General features: G+C 62.3%; 17 protein-coding genes and 1 pseudogene. 5 read left to right on the top strand and 13 right to left on the bottom strand.

From position 1 onward, the window contains the following. The first annotated feature begins 105 nt into the window (after positions 1 to 105). Entirely contained in the window at positions 106 to 273 is a 168-nt protein-coding gene (gene rpmG / locus LB557_RS24280) for a 50S ribosomal protein L33 (protein WP_006201775.1), read from the top strand. Positions 274 to 480: 207 nt separating this feature from the next. Here rpmG and LB557_RS24285 read toward each other — a convergent pair whose 3' ends face one another. The 9 genes from LB557_RS24285 to LB557_RS24325 form a co-directional block, all read right to left on the bottom strand. Further along, positions 481 to 1548 carry an ABC transporter ATP-binding protein gene (locus LB557_RS24285; protein ID WP_140821838.1) on the bottom strand — a complete coding sequence of 356 codons (1068 nt, stop codon included), beginning with the start codon at positions 1546 to 1548 and terminating at the stop codon, positions 481 to 483. Positions 1549 to 1552: 4 nt separating this feature from the next. After that, positions 1553 to 2401 carry a carbohydrate ABC transporter permease gene (locus LB557_RS24290; RefSeq protein WP_015317628.1) on the bottom strand — a complete coding sequence of 283 codons (849 nt, stop codon included), beginning with the start codon at positions 2399 to 2401 and terminating at the stop codon, positions 1553 to 1555. Beyond that, the gene (locus tag LB557_RS24295) at positions 2401 to 3324 is read right to left on the bottom strand and encodes a carbohydrate ABC transporter permease (protein WP_015317627.1); all 924 of its coding nucleotides are present in this window, start codon (positions 3322 to 3324) and stop codon (positions 2401 to 2403) included. Before LB557_RS24295 ends, LB557_RS24290 begins: the two co-directional genes overlap by 1 nt. A gap of 183 nt (positions 3325 to 3507) precedes the next feature. Next, complete coding sequence (locus tag LB557_RS24300; protein ID WP_140716776.1) at positions 3508 to 4785, bottom strand: ABC transporter substrate-binding protein; 1278 nt, start codon at positions 4783 to 4785, stop codon at positions 3508 to 3510. A 29-nt stretch (positions 4786 to 4814) separates the two neighbouring features. Next, positions 4815 to 6002 (bottom strand): PLP-dependent transferase, encoded by a 1188-nt coding sequence (locus LB557_RS24305; protein ID WP_224644313.1) that lies wholly within the window; start codon positions 6000 to 6002, stop codon positions 4815 to 4817. After that, positions 5999 to 6733 (bottom strand): FadR/GntR family transcriptional regulator, encoded by a 735-nt coding sequence (locus LB557_RS24310; protein WP_140661178.1) that lies wholly within the window; start codon positions 6731 to 6733, stop codon positions 5999 to 6001. Before LB557_RS24310 ends, LB557_RS24305 begins: the two co-directional genes overlap by 4 nt. 67 nt (positions 6734 to 6800) lie before the next feature. Continuing rightward, positions 6801 to 8354 carry an FAD-dependent monooxygenase gene (locus LB557_RS24315; RefSeq protein WP_224644312.1) on the bottom strand — a complete coding sequence of 518 codons (1554 nt, stop codon included), beginning with the start codon at positions 8352 to 8354 and terminating at the stop codon, positions 6801 to 6803. A gap of 550 nt (positions 8355 to 8904) precedes the next feature. After that, positions 8905 to 10278 carry a PleD family two-component system response regulator gene (locus LB557_RS24320; protein WP_224644311.1) on the bottom strand — a complete coding sequence of 458 codons (1374 nt, stop codon included), beginning with the start codon at positions 10276 to 10278 and terminating at the stop codon, positions 8905 to 8907. A gap of 33 nt (positions 10279 to 10311) precedes the next feature. Continuing rightward, positions 10312 to 10668, bottom strand: coding sequence for a response regulator (locus tag LB557_RS24325; RefSeq protein WP_280110242.1), 357 nt, complete (start codon positions 10666 to 10668; stop codon positions 10312 to 10314). Positions 10669 to 10930: 262 nt separating this feature from the next. On the opposite strand from LB557_RS24325, the gene LB557_RS24330 reads away from it, so the two are divergent. Both LB557_RS24330 and LB557_RS24335 read left to right on the top strand, forming a co-directional pair. Further along, positions 10931 to 11230 (top strand): DUF3572 domain-containing protein, encoded by a 300-nt coding sequence (locus tag LB557_RS24330; RefSeq protein WP_140793364.1) that lies wholly within the window; start codon positions 10931 to 10933, stop codon positions 11228 to 11230. After that, the gene (locus tag LB557_RS24335; RefSeq protein ID WP_140616187.1) at positions 11227 to 11880 is read left to right on the top strand and encodes a hypothetical protein; all 654 of its coding nucleotides are present in this window, start codon (positions 11227 to 11229) and stop codon (positions 11878 to 11880) included. Before LB557_RS24330 ends, LB557_RS24335 begins: the two co-directional genes overlap by 4 nt. A gap of 65 nt (positions 11881 to 11945) precedes the next feature. Here the strand turns inward: LB557_RS24335 and LB557_RS24340 are convergent, their stop codons facing one another. Together LB557_RS24340 and LB557_RS24345 are read right to left on the bottom strand one after the other, a co-directional pair. After that, positions 11946 to 13505, bottom strand: coding sequence for a hypothetical protein (locus LB557_RS24340; RefSeq protein WP_224642481.1), 1560 nt, complete (start codon positions 13503 to 13505; stop codon positions 11946 to 11948). 93 nt (positions 13506 to 13598) lie between these two features. Next, positions 13599 to 14186, bottom strand: a complete 588-nt coding sequence (locus LB557_RS24345; RefSeq protein WP_015317617.1) for a GNAT family N-acetyltransferase — start codon at positions 14184 to 14186, stop codon at positions 13599 to 13601. Positions 14187 to 14251: 65 nt separating this feature from the next. Between LB557_RS24345 and LB557_RS24350 the strand changes: the two genes are divergently transcribed. Beyond that, positions 14252 to 15580, top strand: a complete 1329-nt coding sequence (locus LB557_RS24350) for a DNA polymerase IV (RefSeq protein WP_041163442.1) — start codon at positions 14252 to 14254, stop codon at positions 15578 to 15580. A 6-nt stretch (positions 15581 to 15586) separates the two neighbouring features. Here LB557_RS24350 and LB557_RS24355 read toward each other — a convergent pair whose 3' ends face one another. Next, complete coding sequence (locus LB557_RS24355) at positions 15587 to 16093, bottom strand: hypothetical protein (protein ID WP_224642473.1); 507 nt, start codon at positions 16091 to 16093, stop codon at positions 15587 to 15589. A gap of 191 nt (positions 16094 to 16284) precedes the next feature. Between LB557_RS24355 and LB557_RS24360 the strand changes: the two genes are divergently transcribed. After that, the gene (locus LB557_RS24360) at positions 16285 to 17166 is read left to right on the top strand and encodes a DMT family transporter (protein WP_140661175.1); all 882 of its coding nucleotides are present in this window, start codon (positions 16285 to 16287) and stop codon (positions 17164 to 17166) included. 9 nt (positions 17167 to 17175) lie between these two features. Here LB557_RS24360 and LB557_RS24365 read toward each other — a convergent pair. Further along, a pseudogene (locus LB557_RS24365) lies at positions 17176 to 17980 on the bottom strand (potassium channel family protein). Between the last annotated feature and the right edge of the window lie 7 nt (positions 17981 to 17987).

The raw sequence follows: 17987 nt of genomic DNA on the forward strand, positions 1-17987 counted from the left end.
TGACTTTCCAGGCACGTTCTTTATGTGTCGCGCCAAGTTTCCCGCGTCCGGGTGTTTTCCCGTGCTCCAGCGGCCAAAACCCCACGAACATAACGGACTGAGATCATGGCCAAAGCCGCAAACATCAAGATCAAGCTTCTGTCGACCGCCGACACCGGTTTCTTCTACGTCACCAGCAAGAACAGCCGTACCAAGACCGACAAGCTGTCGTTCCGCAAGTACGACCCGGTCGCCAAGAAGCACGTCGAATTCAAGGAAACCAAGATCAAGTAATCTGGTTTTTCCTCTGGAATGCCAAACGCCGCCCATCGGGCGGCGTTTTTCGTTTGGTCGGGCGGGCGAAGTCCGTCAGCCCGGCTGAGCGCCTTAGAGCCGGATGATTTCAGGTCGAGTCGACCTGAAATCTGAATCCGTCTCTAAATCAAAGAGATAGAGTATGATGTCGTCCGAAAACCGCTTCACACTTTTCGGCATCATGCTCTAGCCGATGCGGTCGCCGCTCTTCTCGTCGAACAAATGCAGCGATGCCGGATCGGCCGACATGCGCACCATGTCGCCGGGCTTCACGGCCGCGCGCCCCATCGCAAAGACGCAAAGCTGCTGGCCGGCCAGCTTGACGTAGAACTGCGTCGACAGGCCGAGCGGCTCCACCACTCCCACTTCGCCTTGCAGCGTGCCGTCGTCAGCCAGCCGGATATGCTCGGGCCGCAGGCCGACGGTGATGACGTCACCGTCCCTGAGCGGCAGGCCGTCCGGCAGCCGAAGCTTCTGGCCATCGGACAACACGGCGTCCACCTTGCCGCCCTTCTCTACCGTGGCCGGCAGGAAATTCATTCCAGGCGAGCCAATGAAGCCGGCGACGAACATATTGGCCGGCCGGTCATAGAGATCGAGCGGCGCCCCCACCTGCTGGATCAGCCCGTCATGCATGACGACGATGCGGTCGGCCATGGTCATCGCCTCGATCTGGTCGTGGGTGACGTAGACCGAAGTGGTCTTCAACTGCTGGTGCAGCGCCTTGATCTCGGCGCGCATATGAACGCGCAGCTTGGCATCGAGGTTCGACAGCGGCTCGTCGAAGAGAAAAACCTTGGGATCGCGTACGATGGCGCGGCCCATGGCGACGCGCTGGCGCTGGCCACCAGACAATTGCCTGGGCAGGCGTTGCAGGAACGTATCGAGCCCCAGCCGCTTGGCGGCACCATCGACGCGCGCATCGATCGCCGGCTTCTCGGCCTTTCGCAGCATCAGGCTGAAGCCCATGTTCTTCGAGACGTCCATATGCGGATAGAGCGCATAGGACTGGAACACCATGGCGATGTCGCGGTCCTTGGGCGCCACGTCATTGACCAGCCGCTCGCCGATGCGGATCTCGCCGCCCGAGGCTTCCTCGAGCCCGGCGATCATGCGCAACAGCGTGGACTTGCCGCAGCCGGACGGTCCGACCAGCACGACGAACTCGCCATCGGCGATTTCGAGATCGACCGCGTGCAGGACGCGCACGGCGCCATAATCCTTGCGGACCTTTTCGAGCGTGACAGAGGCCATCGGTCTATCCTTTGACGGCGCCGGCGGTCAGGCCGGTGACGAGATAGCGTTGCAGGAAAGCGAAGAAGATGCAGACCGGGATCAGCGCCAGGATCGACGCCGCCATCATCTGTCCCCAGTCGACGGCGAACTTGCCGATGAAGGTGAGCAGGCCGACGGCGAAGGTCTTCTGGTCGTCGCTGGAAATCAGCATCAGCGCGAACAGCAGCTCGCTCCAGGCGGCGGTAAAGACGAAGCCCAGCGTCGCGCCCATGCCGGGCAGCGTCAGCGGCACGATCACCTTGCGCATCGCCTGCGCGCGCGTGCAGCCGTCGATCATCGCCGCCTCCTCCAGGTCCTTGGGGATGCCGTCAAAGAAGGACTGCATCAGGAAGGTGGCGAAGGCGGTGTTGAAGGCGGTGTAGATGATGATCAGCCCGGTCAGGCTGTTGATCAGGCCGATCTGCCCCATCACGCGGTAGATAGGCGGAATGACCATCACCAGCGGAAAGGTCTGGGTCAGCAGCAACATGAGAGCCAGTGCGGCCTTGCCGCGAAAGGTGAAGCGGGACATGGCGTAGCCGGCGAGCGTGGCGATGACCGTGACCAGTGCCGCCGTCGACACCGAGACGATGACGCTGTTGAGGAAATAGCGCGGGAAATCGGTGGCTTCGAGCACGGTCACGAAATTCTGCAACGTCATGTGCGACGGCCAGAAGGTGATGCCTTCGGAATAGAGCAGCCGCTCCGGCGTGACCGAGATCTTCAGCGTCCAGTAAATCGGGAACAGAGCGAAGACGACGTAGGCGGCGATCGCGGCGTAGAGGCCGATGCCACCGAAGAAGCGCTGTGATGCTGAGCGTCCGGCAATCATCAGACGTGCCTCACAAGCGAGCGGCGGATGGCGATGAGCACGATCGCGTAGGCGATGAGCAGGACCAGCAGCAGCACGGCCACGGCCGAGGCATAGCCCTTGTCCAGCGACTTGAAGGCGCTGACATAGATGTAGACCGGCACCGTGTTGGTCGAGCCGGCCGGTCCGCCCTCGGTCATGACGAAGATCAGGTCGGCGAAAGTGGCGATCCAGATGGTGCGCAACATCACCGTGATGGCGATGGTCGGGGCCAGGAAAGGCAGCGTCACCTTGGTGAAACGTTGCCACGGCGAAGCGCCGTCGATCGCCGCCGCTTCATGCAGTTCCGAGGGTATAGACTTCAGCGCCGCCAGCAGCGTTATGGCGAAGAACGGAATGCCGAACCAGACATTGGCTATGATCGGCCCCCACATGGCGGTGGAGGGATCGGACAGGACGTTGGTCGGTTCGGCCTTCAGCCCCAAGGCGAACAGCCAGTGCGGCAGCGGACCGACGATCGGGTTGAACAGCCAGGCCCAGGTCAGGCCCGACAGGAAGGACGGCACCGCCCAGGGCAGGAAGACCAGTGCCTGCACCGCCTTGCGGCCTGGGAAAGGCTTGTCGAGCAGCAACGCCAGGCCAAGGCCGAGGAAGAACTGGAAGAACAGGCTGGCCGCCGTCCACCACAACGTGTTGATCAGCGCCTGGCCCAGCACCTGGTCCGACAGCATCGCCTGATACTGCCCGAGCCCGACATACTCGGACTTGAAGGCCGAAAATTTGCGGAAGGAATAGCTGATACCGATGACCAGCGGCACGAGCAGCACCACGACCAGCAGGATGATCGCCGGGCTGAGGTAGAGCCAAGGCTCGATCGTCGCGTAGGAGAGCCGCTTTTTTCGCGGCGCCGCTGCGGACCGAATTTCGGATACGGCATAGGTCATTTGGCTGAGAAATGGCTCCCTGGAGCGGCGGGATGGACAATGAGCGTCCTTCTCCCCGTTCACGGGGAGAAGATGCCGGCAGGCAGATGAGGGGCGGCGCCAGCTTTTCAGAACTTGGCGCAGCCCCTCATCCGGCCCTATCGGGCCACCTTCTCCCCGTGAACGGGGAGAAGGGAAGAAAAGCTACTTCTTGTTCTTCGCCAGCCAGTCCTGCTGTTCCTTGGTCAGGAAGGCAGCCCACTGGTCGGCGACCTCCTTGGCCGTCTTCTGGCCGAGCAGCACTTCCTGGAAGTTCTTGATCGCGACCTGGTCGACGAAATTGCCGAGGTTTTCCAGATGCGTCGGCGGCGTCACCATTTCATATTTTGAGCTGTCGCTGAGTTCCGTGAACCAGCCCTTGAACTGCTCGGTCTTGAAATGGGGATCCTGGTCGGCACCGTTGTGGATCGGCACGACGCCGACTTCCTTGGCCCATTCCAGATTGTCCTTCGGCGACAGAAGCGTCGCCATCAGCTTCCAGGCATCATCCTTGTGCTGCGAGTTGGCGAACATCGCCCAGCCGGCATAGCCGAGCGTCGGATAGGACTTTCCGCTTGGTCCGACCGGCAGCGGCGCCACGGCGAAGTCGTCGGCGCTCATCTTGTCGGCGATGCCGAGAAGCGCGTCCGGATCCTGATTGAGCATGGCGCAAGTGCCGGAGTAGAAACCGGTGACGGTTTCGTTGAAGCCCCAGCTTACGGAATCCTTCGGCGCGAGACCATTCTTGTACATGTCGGCCAGCATCTGCAGGCCCTTGACCGAGCCCTCTTCATTGATGGTCGAGGTGCCGTCCTCGTTGAAATAGCCGCCCTTGCCCTGAGCGATGTTCATGAACATGTGCATGCCGTTGAAGGCGCCCGGCCCGCCGCGCAGGCAGTAGCCGTATTTTCCGGGAATGGCCGAGATCTTCTTGGAATCGGCGACAAACTCGTCGAGCGTCGCTGGTGGGCCGTCAAGACCAGCCTCCTTGAACAGCTTCTTGTTCCAGAACAGCGCGTTCACATAGTAGCCATAGGGGATCATGAACTGGGTGTTGTTGACCGTCGAGCCGAACTGTTTGGCGCGGTCGCCGAGCGTCTTGGCGTCGTCCCACTTGGCCATATAGGGGCCGAGATCCTCGAGCTGGGCATTGTTGGCGTAAAGCCCCATCCAGCGTTCCGGCATCTCGACCACATCGGGCGTGTCACCGGCCTGCACCATGGTCAGGAATTTCTCGAAAGCCTGGCCCCAGGGCAGCGAGACCAGTTCGACCTTGACGCCTGGATTGGCCGCCTCGAACTCGGCGATCTGCTTCTTGAGGAATTCGGTGCGTGGCGGGCTGGTGATCACCTCGACCATTTTCAGGGTTGAATCGGCGAGCGCGCCACCGGCGGAAATCGCCAGCCCCGCGACGGTGGCAAGCATGACGGTCAGTTTTTTCATGTTCAAGACTCCCATTTTGAACCCGCTTGTTATTTTCTGGCTTTTTCGAGGGCCTGGGCGACATCCGCCCAGAGATCCTCGACACTTTCCAATCCGACATTGAAGCGGATGGTTCGGGGGCTGACGCCGAAGCGCGCCATCGAATTCAGTCCTGGCGTCTGCTCCAGCGACGCCTTGGCCGGTACGACCAGGCTCTCATGCCCACCCCAGCTGACGCCGATGCGGAAATATTTCAGCGCGTCGACGAAGACGGGAATGTCGATGTCCTCGGTAACCTCGAACGAGAACAACCCGCCATAGCCGGCAAGCGTCGCCTTGCCCGGATGGTTCGAATAGGCCGGATGGTTCACCCGCTCGACATCGCCATGCGCCTTCAGCCGCTCGGCGATGGCAAGCCCGCTCTTCATATGGTGCGGCAGGCGCAGCGGCAGCGTGCGCAGGCCGCGCAGCAAAAGCCAGGCCTCGAACGGCGACAGCTTGCCGCCGAGATAGGAATAGGTCTGCTCGTTGATCTGCTTGATATGCGCTGCCGAGCCAGCCACCACGCCGGCGACCGTGTCGCTGTGGCCGCCGAGATATTTCGAGGCCGAGTGCAGCACGAGGTCGACGCCGTGCGAGATCGGCTTCTGGAACACCGGCGTCGCCCAGGAATTGTCGATCGTGGTGACGATACCCTGCTCTTTGGCCAGCCGGGTCAGATGCGGCAGGTCCTGGAGCTCGAACACCATCGAGGTCGGGCTTTCCAGATAGAGCAGCTTGGCGCCGGGAAGCGCCGCCACAACAGCATCCGGGTCGGAGCCATCGACATAGTCGACCTTGATGTTGAGCCGCGGCAGGAGCCGCTCGAACAGCCGGTAGGCATCGCCATAGCAGTTGCGTACAGCAACAATGCGCTCGCCCGCCCCGACGAAGGCAAGCACGGTGGCGCTGATCGCCGCCATGCCGCTGGAGAAGCCGCGTGCGGCTTCTGCACCCTCGAGCGCGGCGACACGAGCCTCGAACTCCATGACCGTCGGATTGTCGCCGCGGGAATAGATCGGCTGCTTTCGTTTGCCGGCAAAGGTATCGGCCATTTCCGCATAATTGGCGAAAGTGAACAACGAGGTCTGGTAGATCGGCGGCACGACCGCGCCGCCGGGAAACGGTTCGTCATGCGCCAAAAGCGTCGCCGCCTCGGCGAGATAATCGTGGTCGAAACCGTCTGGATGCCCGTTCATTTCAGGTCCGAAAGTTTGAGTTTGGCCGCACCGCGCTTGAGGTCGTCCTCGACGGTGGCGATGAGCTTGAGCGCCTCGTCGCGGGCGCCCTGCGGATCCCGCGCGGCGATACGTTCGTAGATGGTGCGGTGATAGGGAAAGCTGGCATGGCCGAAATCGCGCACACCGAGCGGATGCTCCCAGAAGCGATGGAACAGTTCGTGCATGGCCGCGATGATCTGTTCGAACAGTGGATTGCCGGAGACCCGGTAGATCGCCTGGTGGAATTCCCAGTCCTCTTCCGACGACATGCCATCAAGGGTGCGAAACGCCTGCTCCATGATATCGAGCTTGCCCTCGATCTCGGCAATGTCGGCCGGGCTTGCCCGCTCGGCGCACAGTGCCGCTGCTTCCGCCTCCAGCGCGCGGCGTATTTCCAGCGTCTGCATCAGGCTGGTGAAGTCATTGCCGCCCGCCAGCGTCAGCGGCAAATGCAGCATGTCGGGCGAGACGGCCGCCTTGAGAAAAGTGCCGCTGCCTTGCCGGCGTTCGACCAGGCCCAATCCTTCCCACCGCGTCAGCGCCTCGCGCACCGTGTTGCGGCTGACCTTGAGCCGTTCGGCTAGAATGCGCTCGGTCGGCAGTCGCTCGCCAGGCCGCAAGGCCTCGGCGCGGACGAAGCCCACCAATGCCTTCAGCACGGCGTCGTCACGCGCCGTCGTCTGGATGGGTGGCAGGCTGTTCTGGTCCACATTTCCTCCAAGTGGTCCAATGGTCCAACCAATTTCTGCACGGATGGAGCCTCCTGTCAATTGCTTGTCAGGAGACAGCTGGCCATCGGCCTGTGGAAGGTGACGCGCTGCGTTCGGAGGGGCGCCCGGCTCCGGCATCCGGTCCGAACCATCTGGTCAGCGCATCGGCCAATCCCTGTCCATCCTCAACGCCAACCCAGGCCACGTATCCATCGGGCCGGATCAAGACCGCGTCGGGTGCGGCGACCGTTCCGAGTACGGGAAGCTCCCAGGCACCGGCATACGATGCGTCGATCTGCCGGATCCGGTCGGCCCAAGGCGCAATGTCCAGCCTGCCTGGCTCACCGAAATTGAGGAGCAGCGGCCGCGCGTCGTGGAGCAACGTGAACAGTCGCAACGGCCCATCAGCGGTGGAGAGATCGAGGTCGGGTATTCGTCGCCCAAGCAGCGCGTGCCCCTCCCCGAGATCGTAGTGGACACCCAGGCCAGACATCTCCGCGGCGATCCGTTTGCGTGGCCCATCCATGGCGAGCAGTTCGGCGAATGTGTCGCTCAAGGCCTTGGTGCGAGCATCCATCCGGCGAAGCGCGACCTGCGCCATCGCGTTGCGCAGCACGCGGGCGGCGACCGGATGGCGTTCGGCATGGTAGCTGTCGAGGAGGCCTTCCGGTGACATCCGCTTGACCACCAGGGCTAGCTTCCACCCCAGGTTCACCGCGTCCTGCACGCCGATATTGAGGCCCTGTCCGCCCATTGGGGGATGGATATGCGCGGCGTCACCGGCCAGCAGAACACGTCTGTCGCGGTAAGCGGCAGCCTGCCGCGTCATGTCGGTGAACCGGGAAATCCAGGTCGGACTGTGGACCCCGTAATCGGTGCCGTAGACACCGACAAGCGCGTCGCTGAGATCGCGCAGTGTCGGTTCGCCACCAATGGTTAGTTGTCGCTCGGTCAGCACGATACCCACCCGGCCGTCTTCCTCAATCTTGCCGATCGCATGGATACCATGGGCGTCACTGCGAAAGCCCAATGCTGGTTCCTCCGCCGTCTCCACCTCGGCGATTATCCAGCTCATCGTCGGATCCCATCCATCGAACGCAATCCCCGCGGCCTTGCGGATCATGCTGCGTCCTCCGTCGCAGCCGACGAGATACTGCGTCCGCAACCGCTGGCCGCCAGACAGATCGATGTCGACGCCACCATTATCCTGTGCGAAGCCCGTGACGTCCTGCCGGCGATAGATCGGCACGCCGAACTCGCTGATCCAGTCGGCCAATATCCGCTCGATATGGTTTTGCCGCAACGCCAGCAGATAGTTGTGCCGCGTGGGAAAGTCGCTGATGTCCAATCGGATCATGTGGAAGCCCACCGACGGCGATGTCTGTCCCTGCGAGAGGAACCGGTCGGCAATTCCGCGCTGGTCGAGCACCTCGATGGTGCGTGCGTGCAGGCCGCCCGCGCGCAAACCGATGAGTTCCTGGTTTGGCCGCCGCTCGACAATGGCCACATCGACGCCCGCCAATGCGAGTTCGCCGGCCAGCATCAACCCGGTCGGACCACCTCCGGCGATCACCACGGCATGATCCCGACGCACTCGGTCTCCTGGCAACAATTCCGGCATTTCGCCACTCCCGTTTCCGTTAACCTGGGTCGTGGTTCTACGGGAACAGCCGGGTCTTGCCGCAAGCCCCTTGCACGCCATATGTATGAAATGGAGGGGCTGGCTCCTCTTCTTCCCCTTATGCATATGGCGGCGAAAAGTCGCGGCGTTGCCAAGCAATAGCACGCGAGGGTGCAACCGAAGCCGTTACAGTCCAGAAAAGCGGGACCTGCCGCAAAAAAGCCCCGGTTCTTCCGGGGCTTGACGCAGATTCCTGATGTCATATCGGGCAAAGGGGGCCGGTCGGCGTTTGGCAGCGGTACGAGGAGGCCACTATGTGCCAGCGCCGGCCGGCCGACCCCACGGACCCAGGAGATGCGGCGGACCTGAGCATCATGGGGTATTCGAGGATCGAGCCGGCTGTCTACCTCGTGCCGGCTTCGTCTTGGCCTTCACATTTGCGCAAGAGCTTATGGAAATCAACAGTTTCTTAACCAAGGCTCGCGAATCGCTTGGATTAAGGTAAATGGGTAACCCTGTTGGGGTTGACCGGATTATCGGGGCCGGAGCGTCAAGCTGCCTTGGCAACGACGCGGTTGCGGCCGCCGCTCTTGGCTTCGTAGAGCGCGAGATCGGCGCGTTTCATCAATGCCGCCACCGTGTCCACGCCCTTCAGCACCGATGACACGCCAACACTGACGGTGACCTCGATCGTCTTGCCCTCGGCGCCGATGGCGAACGGCATCTGGGCGATTTCGGCACGAATGCGCTCGGCCACCTTCTCGGCCACTGCGCCGTCGGTATCGGGCATTACCACCACGAACTCCTCGCCGCCGAACCGGCAGGCAAGGTCGATACCCCGGACGTTCTTGCGCAGCCGCCGCGCGAATTCGCGCAGCACCTCGTCGCCGCCGTCATGCCCATGCGCATCATTGATGGACTTGAAGCGGTCGAGATCGGTGATCATCACCGACAGCGGCCGGCGCCGCGCCACGGCGCGATCGAACAGCGTCTGCAGATGGCTGTCTAGATAGCGGCGATTGTGCAGCCCCGTGAGGCCGTCGGTCACGGCCATTTCGATGGTCTGGGTGACACTGGCGCGCAATTGGTCATTGTAGCGCTTGCGGCGCACCTGGGTACGCAGCCGCGCCGTCAGTTCCTGCTGGTCGATCGGCCGCATCAGATAGTCGTTGATGCCGAGTTCGAGCCCTCGGATGATGCGCTCCTCCTCGCCCTCCTCCGCCAGCAGGATGATCGGCACGAAACGGGTGCGGTCGAGCGAGCGCAGTTGCGAGCAGAGCCTGAGCGGATCGAAATCGGCGAAGGCCGTCGAGATCATCACGCATTCATAGGGCGTCTCCGCGGCCTGGAAGAACCCGGCATGCGGATCGCCCGTGACGTCGAGGTCGGCACGATCGCGCAGCATCTTCTGGATGCGCTCGACCGACGATTTGCGCTCGTCGATCAAAAGCACCTTCGGCGTCGTGTCCTCGGACGCGAAATTGCGGCTCAAAAGTTCTTCGATGCCGATGCTGCGCGTGGTCGAGGCGCGCAGCCGAAGCTCGTCGGTCAACGACTTCAGGCGGACCAGGCTCTTGACGCGCGTCATCAGCTGCAAGTCGTTGACCGGCTTGGTCAGGAAATCGTCGGCACCGGCCTCGAGCCCGCGCACGCGGTCGGTGACCTGATCGAGCGCGGTGATCATCACCACCGGAATGTGCGACGTCGCCGGATCGCTCTTCAATCGCCGGCAGACCTCGAACCCGTCCATGTCGGGCATCATTACGTCGAGCAGCACGACATCGACCTTGCCGTTCTCGCAGGTCTCGATCGCATCGGCCCCATTGGTGGCGGTCAGAACCTCGAAATACTCGGCCAGCAGCCGGACTTCCAGCAGCCTCACATTGGCAGGGATGTCGTCGACGACGAGGATCCGCGCAGTCATTTCACAACGCTCCGGCTCGGCTGGAAGGGTACATCAGGCATCGCCCAGATAAGATTTGATGGTTTCGATGAAACGCGGCACCGAGATCGGCTTCGAAATATACGCCTCGCAGCCGCCTTGGCGGATGCGTTCCTCGTCGCCTTTCATCGCAAAGGCAGTCACCGCAATCACCGGGATGACGTGCAGATCGTCGTCCTCTTTCAGCCATTTGGTCACTTCCAGTCCCGACACTTCGGGCAGTTGGATGTCCATCAGGATGAGGTCCGGCCGGTGCTGGCGCGCCAGGTCGAGCGCCTCCAGACCGTTGCGGGTGCGCACCGTCTCGTAACCGCTTGCTTCGATGAGGTCCCGAAAGAGCTTCATATTGAGCTCATTGTCCTCGACGATCATGACCTTCTTAGGCATCGGCATCCCGTCCCGGCCGTCCTCCACCCGGAGGTGGCCGTCATGCGCTCTTTCCTTGAACGCACCAAACCCTGCTTCACTATACGGCAATATGATTGACGAAACGGAAACCCGAAGCCTGCAAAGCAGCACGAATTCCGCCTCGCCTCCCTGCGCGTCCAAAAGGCGCGCGACACGCTAATGGCTTGCCGCAAGCAATTCTTGCCATTACTGCGGGAGAGACTCATTCCACGCACCGAAGGTAGTGATGGCAAACGCAGCGTCAATGCGCGAAGAGGCGGAAACCATTGCCGTCAAGGCACTGGGCTTCGTTGCCACCGATCCGGAGCTTTTACCGCGCTTTCTGGCAATCACGGGAATAGAGGCGCATTCGATCCGCCGGGCGGCTGGCGAGCCGGGTTTCCTGGCCGGCGTCCTGCAGTTCATTCTTGCCCACGAGCCGACCTTGATGCGCTTCGCCGAGGAAACCGGCACGCCACCAGCGGCTGTCGGCAAGGCGTTGCGCGCCTTGCCGCTTGGCGATGACAATCACGAGCACTCCACATGAGCGATGATCCCGAAACCGCGCGCCAGATCGAGGAACTGGCGGCTGACGACCGACCGCTGCTGGTGCTCGATGTCGACGACGTGGTGCTCGAATTCATCCGGCCCTTCCCGCATTTCCTCAAGGCGCGCGGCTATGGCCTGACGCTGGCGTCCTTCCGGCTGACCGGCAACATTGCCGAGACAGCCAGCGGCCGCCTGATCGAACAACCCGAAGTCACCGCACTCCTGGGCGATTTCTTCGACGCGCAAGCCGATTGGCAAAGCATCACCGATGGCGCCGCGGAAGCCCTGACCGGACTTGGAGACCGTGCCGAAATCATATTGCTGACAGCCATGCCGCACCGGCATCGCGCCGTGCGACGCGCCCATCTCGATGCACTGGGGCTAGCCTATCCGCTGCTGACCACCGAAATGGCCAAGGGGCCGGCGGTAGCCAAACTGCGCGGCAGGAGCGGGCGGCCGGTGGTCTTCGTCGACGATCAGCCAGCCAATCTGGCGTCGGTGCGTGACTCGGTCGCCGACGCAAATCTTTTCCATCTGATGGCCGACAATTCGCTGCGTAGGTTCCTGCCATCGGTCCCGGACGATGTCATCGTCGTCCAGGATTGGCACGAAGCCGCGCCTAAGATCGCTGGCGCGCTGGGGTTCTAATCCAGGCGTTCTGGTGCGATCCCGGACCGAAAAAACGGTTCCGGAATTGCTCGAGGGCAGAACACTCAAGGATTGAGCTTCGCCCCTGCCCCGCCGTTAGCGCCGCCGCCATTATCGCTACCGCCATTGTCGCCGCCGCTCTCATCGTCCGAACCGTCACCGTCGTCGACGCTATCGTCCACCGCCGGGTCGGCGGGCTTCAGCATGACGCCGTTGACGGTGACCGAGCCGTCGGCCTTGGTGTTGATAGCCCATTCCAGCTTGCCATCCGGCAGCGTCTTGGCAAAACCCTTCGCCATGAGAGCGATAGGCACGTACTGCCCGACCTCCGGCTCCGCCTTCGCCGCTTCCTGCAGATGTTCCATGACCTTGTCGAAGCCGGCGACGTCGACAGTGAGATTTGCGTCGGGTTTCTGGCCGAAGCTTGTCATCTCACCTTCCAGCGCGATCTCCATGTCCTTGTTCTTCACGGTACTGTGGCCGATGACGACCTTCGGCGTCTTGGCCAGGAATTCGGCTTTGAGCTGGTCGCCGAACTCGGCCGGCAGCGGCGGATCCTGGTTGAGATCAAAGGCTTCGATGGCCTTCTTCGCCATGCTGTCGAGATCGATGTTGGCGCCGCCGAAATTCAGGTCGATATCGGTGGGCAGCAGCGCCACGCTCCAGCTCGGCAAAAGCTGCTGCGGCACGGTCAGCCCCGAAGCCTTGATGCCATAGCTGACCTTTCCGTTCTGGGCGACGCCGTCGGAACCGAACGCTATGCCGAACTGGGTTGCTCCGAACGTGCCGATAGGGCTGTCGACCGCGAAGTCCTTGAAGCCATAGGTTCCGTCGATACGCTCCCACACCGGAAGCGCTGCAAGCAGAAGCGACTTGAGCTGCGCCTGGTTTGCCTTCAGCGTCTTCTCGTCCTCATTGGCCACGGCAAACGCCAGGAGATCGAGCAGAGGCTTGGTCTGCACGCCCTTGCCGCTGGCCTCCACGGAAAATTCCGGCGACTTCACGGTGACGGGAAAATTCAGCCCGCTCTCGGCGTCGTTGAATTTTATCGCTTCGACGAAGTTCGAAATCTTTTGCGACGTCGTGAAATCAACGCCGCCATTGGTCGCCTTGGTCGCGGAAAGCGTCACGGTGCCGGCACCGGCGGTCACATCCATCTTTTGCTTGGCGTCCTGCGACGACATCGTCATTCCGGCCATCGAGCTCGTGGCGCTGGTGAAGGCCGCCAGCTTGGGATCGTAGATGCCGTTGCCCTTGCCGTCCTTGATCGAGAACTGCGTGCTCTGCTTTCCCTGAGGGCCGTTGAATTCAAAGGAGGCGCTCTGCGAAAAATCCATCGAGACATCCCAGGACCCGTCGCTGCGCGGCTTGACCAGCAGGGCATAGGGCGCAAAGTCGAATTTCACCAGCTTCTCGTCGGGAAAGCTGCTGGCCAGCGCCTTGAAATCGACCACGATCTTGTAGGCGGCGCCTTCGGCCGAAACCTTCAGGATGCCCTTGTCGAGCGCCTGTTTGCCGACATAGCGCGACAGGTCATCGGACAACTGCTTGGCGCCCTGACTGTCGACGGTCTGGCCGAAAGCAGGCGCGCTCAGCAGGAACGCGGTAAAGGCAATAGGCAGCATACGGTTCACGGGAATTCTCCGTTCGTCAAAAAGGCAAAAATGGTTTCGTATCTCTGGTAGGGAAATACCATCGCGACCGCAAGACGATGACAGTCAGGCAATCGGCTTCAACACCAGCCGCATCAGCGGCCGACCGGCCTTGCGCTCCACAAGCCTTTCGAACCCGGCTTTCTCGAACACCCCCGATGACCCGACAAACAGGCCGATCGAACGCGAATCGCGCGACAGGTCGATCGGGCAGGCCTCTACGAGCCGCGCCCCGTTCCTGCGGGCGAACTCGATGCCGCCTTCGACGAGGCGGTGGGTGATGCCCCTGCCGCGCGCCTTGGCGCGGATGAAAAAGCACGAGATCGCCCAAACGGCCGGATCGGACGCGTCGGCGGGATCGATCGGCGCCGAGCCCCTGCCCTTGTTATTCCATTCGGGCACGTCGGCGCGTGGCCCGATCTGCATCCAGCCGACCGCCTTGCCGTCCTCGAAAGCCAGCAGGCCGGGCGGCGGGCCGGCTTCGATGCGCGCCTTGATGTGATCCTTGTTGCGTTCACGACTGCTCTCGCGCCGCGCCGCCGGCGCCAGCCGGAAATGCGTACACCAGCAGCCGTAGCAGGCGCCCTGCTTGCCGAAAAGGTCCTCGAATTCAGGCCAGAGCTCTGGCGCCAGCGGCACTACGGTCGTGCTCATGCGTTCTCCCCAGGCCAGGCTTGTCGCTGGCCTTGCGCTGTCGTACCATTGGTTTTGTTCTCTTTATGTTCGCAGCGATGGCGACCCCTGTCAACAATCCCGACCACGGTTTTTGTCGTGACTGCCTGACCTTTCAGCGCAGTGAAACGCGCCGTTGCGAACGCTGCGGCAGCCCTCGCCTTGCCCGCCATCCCGAGCTTTACCGGCTGCACCTCGCCCATATCGATTGCGACGCCTTCTACGCGGCCATCGAGAAGCGCGACAACCCTGCGCTCAAGGACAAGCCGCTGATCATCGGCGGCGGCAAGCGCGGTGTCGTCTCCACCGCCTGCTACATCGCTCGCATCCGCGGCGTGCGCTCCGCCATGCCGATGTTCAAGGCGCTCGAGGCCTGCCCGGAGGCGGTCGTGATCGCGCCCAACATGGAAAAGTACGTGGCCGTCGGCCGCGAGGTGCGCGCCATGATGCAGGCTTTGACACCGCTGGTCGAGCCGTTGTCGATCGATGAGGCCTTCCTCGACCTCGCCGGCACCGAGCGCCTGCACGGACTGCCACCGGCCGTGGTGCTGGCGCGCTTTTCGCTGGCGGTGGAGAAGGAGATCGGCATCACCGTTTCATCAGGCCTGTCTTATTGCAAATTCCTCGCCAAGATAGCGTCCGATTTCCGCAAACCGCGCGGCTTTTCCGTCATCGGCGAGGCGGAGGCGGTCGGCTTTCTGGCCACGCAGCCGGTGACCATGATCTGGGGCGTCGGCAAGGCGTTCAACGCCACGCTGGAACAGGATGGCATCCGCACGATCGGCCAGCTCCAGAAGATGGAGCGTGGCGACCTGATGCGCCGCTATGGGGTGATGGGCGAACGGCTCTACCGGCTTTCGCGCGGTGAGGATGTCCGCCGCGTCGACCCAGACCAGGACGCCAAGAGCGTATCGGCCGAAACCACTTTCGACACCGATATCGCTTCACTGGACGAGCTTGTCTCGGTGCTGAGGGGCCTTTCGGAAAAAGTCTCGGCGAGGCTGAAGAAATCAGGCATCGCCGGGCGCACCGTGGTGCTGAAGCTGAAGACCCAGGACTTCAGGCTGCGCACGCGCAACCGTCAGCTCGGCGACCCGACCCGGCTCGCCGACCGCATCTTTTCGACCGGCGTGGAACTTCTTCGCAAGGAGACCGACGGAACGAAATTCCGATTGCTCGGCATCGGCGTCAGCGACCTCTCCGACGATGATAAGGCCGATCCGCCGGATTTGGTCGATGTGCAGTCGCGCAAGCGCGCCATGGCCGAAGGCGCCATCGATGCGCTACGCGACAAGTTCGGCCGCAAGGCGGTGCAAACCGGCTACACCTTCGGCAAGGGCCGCGACGCCCATCCGCCGGAGCCGCTGGAAGATTGAACCCGATCAGCTGCGTCGAAGATCGATGCGGCTGGTCACCACGCTCTTGCCGGTCTTGGGATCGCGGTCGACCACGGTCAAGACTATGCCGTCCGCACCGTTTTTCTGCACGGTAAGCTGCGCGGCGCGGTCGCCATTGACCTCCTTGGCCCAGTGGATGGCGAGGTTTATCGCATTGCCGGAACGGCTTCCGTTCAACTGCGCCGGTCCGGTGCGCGATCCCACATAGACACCGCTGTATTTGGCGCCGCTGGTCTTCAGGCGAGCACTGATGGCGCGTGTCACCAGGATCAGGCCGCGGCAGTTGCCGTCGAGGGACAGCGAAGACGATGTCGCATTCGATTTGAACGTGCAGGAAACGCTGACCGTTGGCGCCTGCGTCGTCACCTGAACGGTTCCCTTGCCGGCGAAATTGCCCTTGAAGGATTGGAGAAATTTGCTCTCGTCCGCATGCGCGGCTGTGGCCGCGACGGCCAGGCACCCGGCAAGCACAAACCGCGTGAGTAATGTCATCGAAGGTCTCCTTTTGACGGGTGGAACGGCGATCGGTGATGCTCAAGCGGACATCGCGACTCAACGCGGCTTGCCATGTCAGGTTCCGCCCGCGACAGGGCTGTTTTGCAACGTCGCGCCAATATCTCTGGCCCAGTCAAATGCGGCGGCTAGTGGTTGCGGCAAAAACCCCGGCTTGCGAGATAGCTGACATGGCACCTACCCCCTCGATCCCCAAGGCCGCTTTCTGGATGGCGCTGTCGATCGCCTCGTTCCTGGCGATGTCGGTCGCCGGCCGCGCCACGACCGCCGAGCTCAACGTCTTCCAGGTGCTGGAACTGCGCTCGGTCATCGGGTTCTTCATTCTGCTGCCGCTGGTGATGATGAGCGGCGGCTTCGCGGCGATGCGCACGCAGCGGCCCGTCGCTCATATCGCCAGAAACGTCATCCACTATACCGGGCAGGCGGCATGGCTCTACGCATTGACCTTGATTCCGTTGGCCGTGCTGATTTCGATCGAATTCACCACACCGATCTGGACGGCTATCCTGGCGGTGACCTTTCTTGGTGAAAGGTTGTCCCGGCCAAAGCTTGCCGCGATCGTGCTGGGCCTGATCGGGGTGGTAATCATCGTTCGCCCCGGTGTGGGCTCGGTCGATCCGGGCCATCTCATCGTGCTCGGCGCCGCGGTTTGCTTCGGCATCTCGGTGGTCCTGGTCAAGTCGCTGACGCGGACGGACAGCGTCGTGCGCATTATCTTCTGGATGCTGATCATCCAGTCGGTGGTCGGCCTCGTTCCAGCCCTTTACGAGTGGCGCAACCCGCCGCTGGAACTGTGGCCATGGATCGTGCTGATCGCCTTCACCGGCATGTCGTCGCATTTTTGCATGGCCCGTGCGCTTGGCTATGCCGACGCCACCGTCATTTCGCCGATGGATTTCCTGCGTGTACCGTTGTCGGCGCTCATCGGCTGGCTGCTTTACAGCGAGCAGATCGACGCCTTCACCGCTGGCGGTGCATTGCTGATCCTGATGGGCAATCTGCTCAACTTGCAGCGCAAGGCAGTCAAGCCGGCAGAAGTCGCGGCGTCATAGCGTTGCCAGTCAGTTCCCTTCGTCTGGAATGTTGAGCACGTGTCCGCACGCCTTGCAGTGTACGGCGTCCGGCTCGTGACGCTGCAACCCGCATTGCGGACAGGGAAAGAACACCTTGGCCGGCCGAAAGATCGCCTGCGCCAGCCTGACGAACAGCGATATGCCGATGATCATGGTTACGATCGCCGTCAGCTTGCCGGCGATGCCCGGCAGCACGATGTCTCCGAAGCCTGTCGTCGTCACGGTCGCGACGGTGAAGTAAAGCGCGTCGATGTAGTTTTCCAGTCCGGCTCCGTTGCGAAAAAAAGAACGTGTAGACGAAGCCCGTGATGACAAAGAGAAAGGTCAAAAGGTTGATCACCGCGTGGCTTGCCTCGCGCCAGGGCCGCAGGCCACGCGTCTCGAAATGCCGCCAGATCGAACCGCTGCGCGACAGCGACCATAGCCGCAGGATGCGCAGAAAGCCGAGGCTCGCGAGAGCCGTCGGCATCAGCAGCGTCAGAAGGATGAAGGCATCCACCCAAAAGGTCGGCTGCTTCGTCAGGCGCAGCATGTCGTTGGAGGCGAGCAGCCTGGCAATCAGATCGGCGGCGACGAGAGCCGCCACGGCATAGTCTAGCCACAGAAACGAGGGCGACTGCTGGATGACCGGGGTGGCGATGAAAAAAGCGATGATGGCGAGGTCGATGATGACAGCCACCAGTTGGAACCGGAACGCGGCCGGCGAGCGTCCGTGATAGAGCCTGCGCAGCCTGTCGCGTAATCGCGCCGTCGCGGAAAGGTTCTGCGATGGACGCCTCTCCTTGGCCTTCATGCTGGCA

The sequence above is a fragment of the Mesorhizobium sp. BR115XR7A genome (genome assembly GCF_020165315.1).
GTDB lineage: Bacteria > Pseudomonadota > Alphaproteobacteria > Rhizobiales > Rhizobiaceae > Mesorhizobium > Mesorhizobium australicum.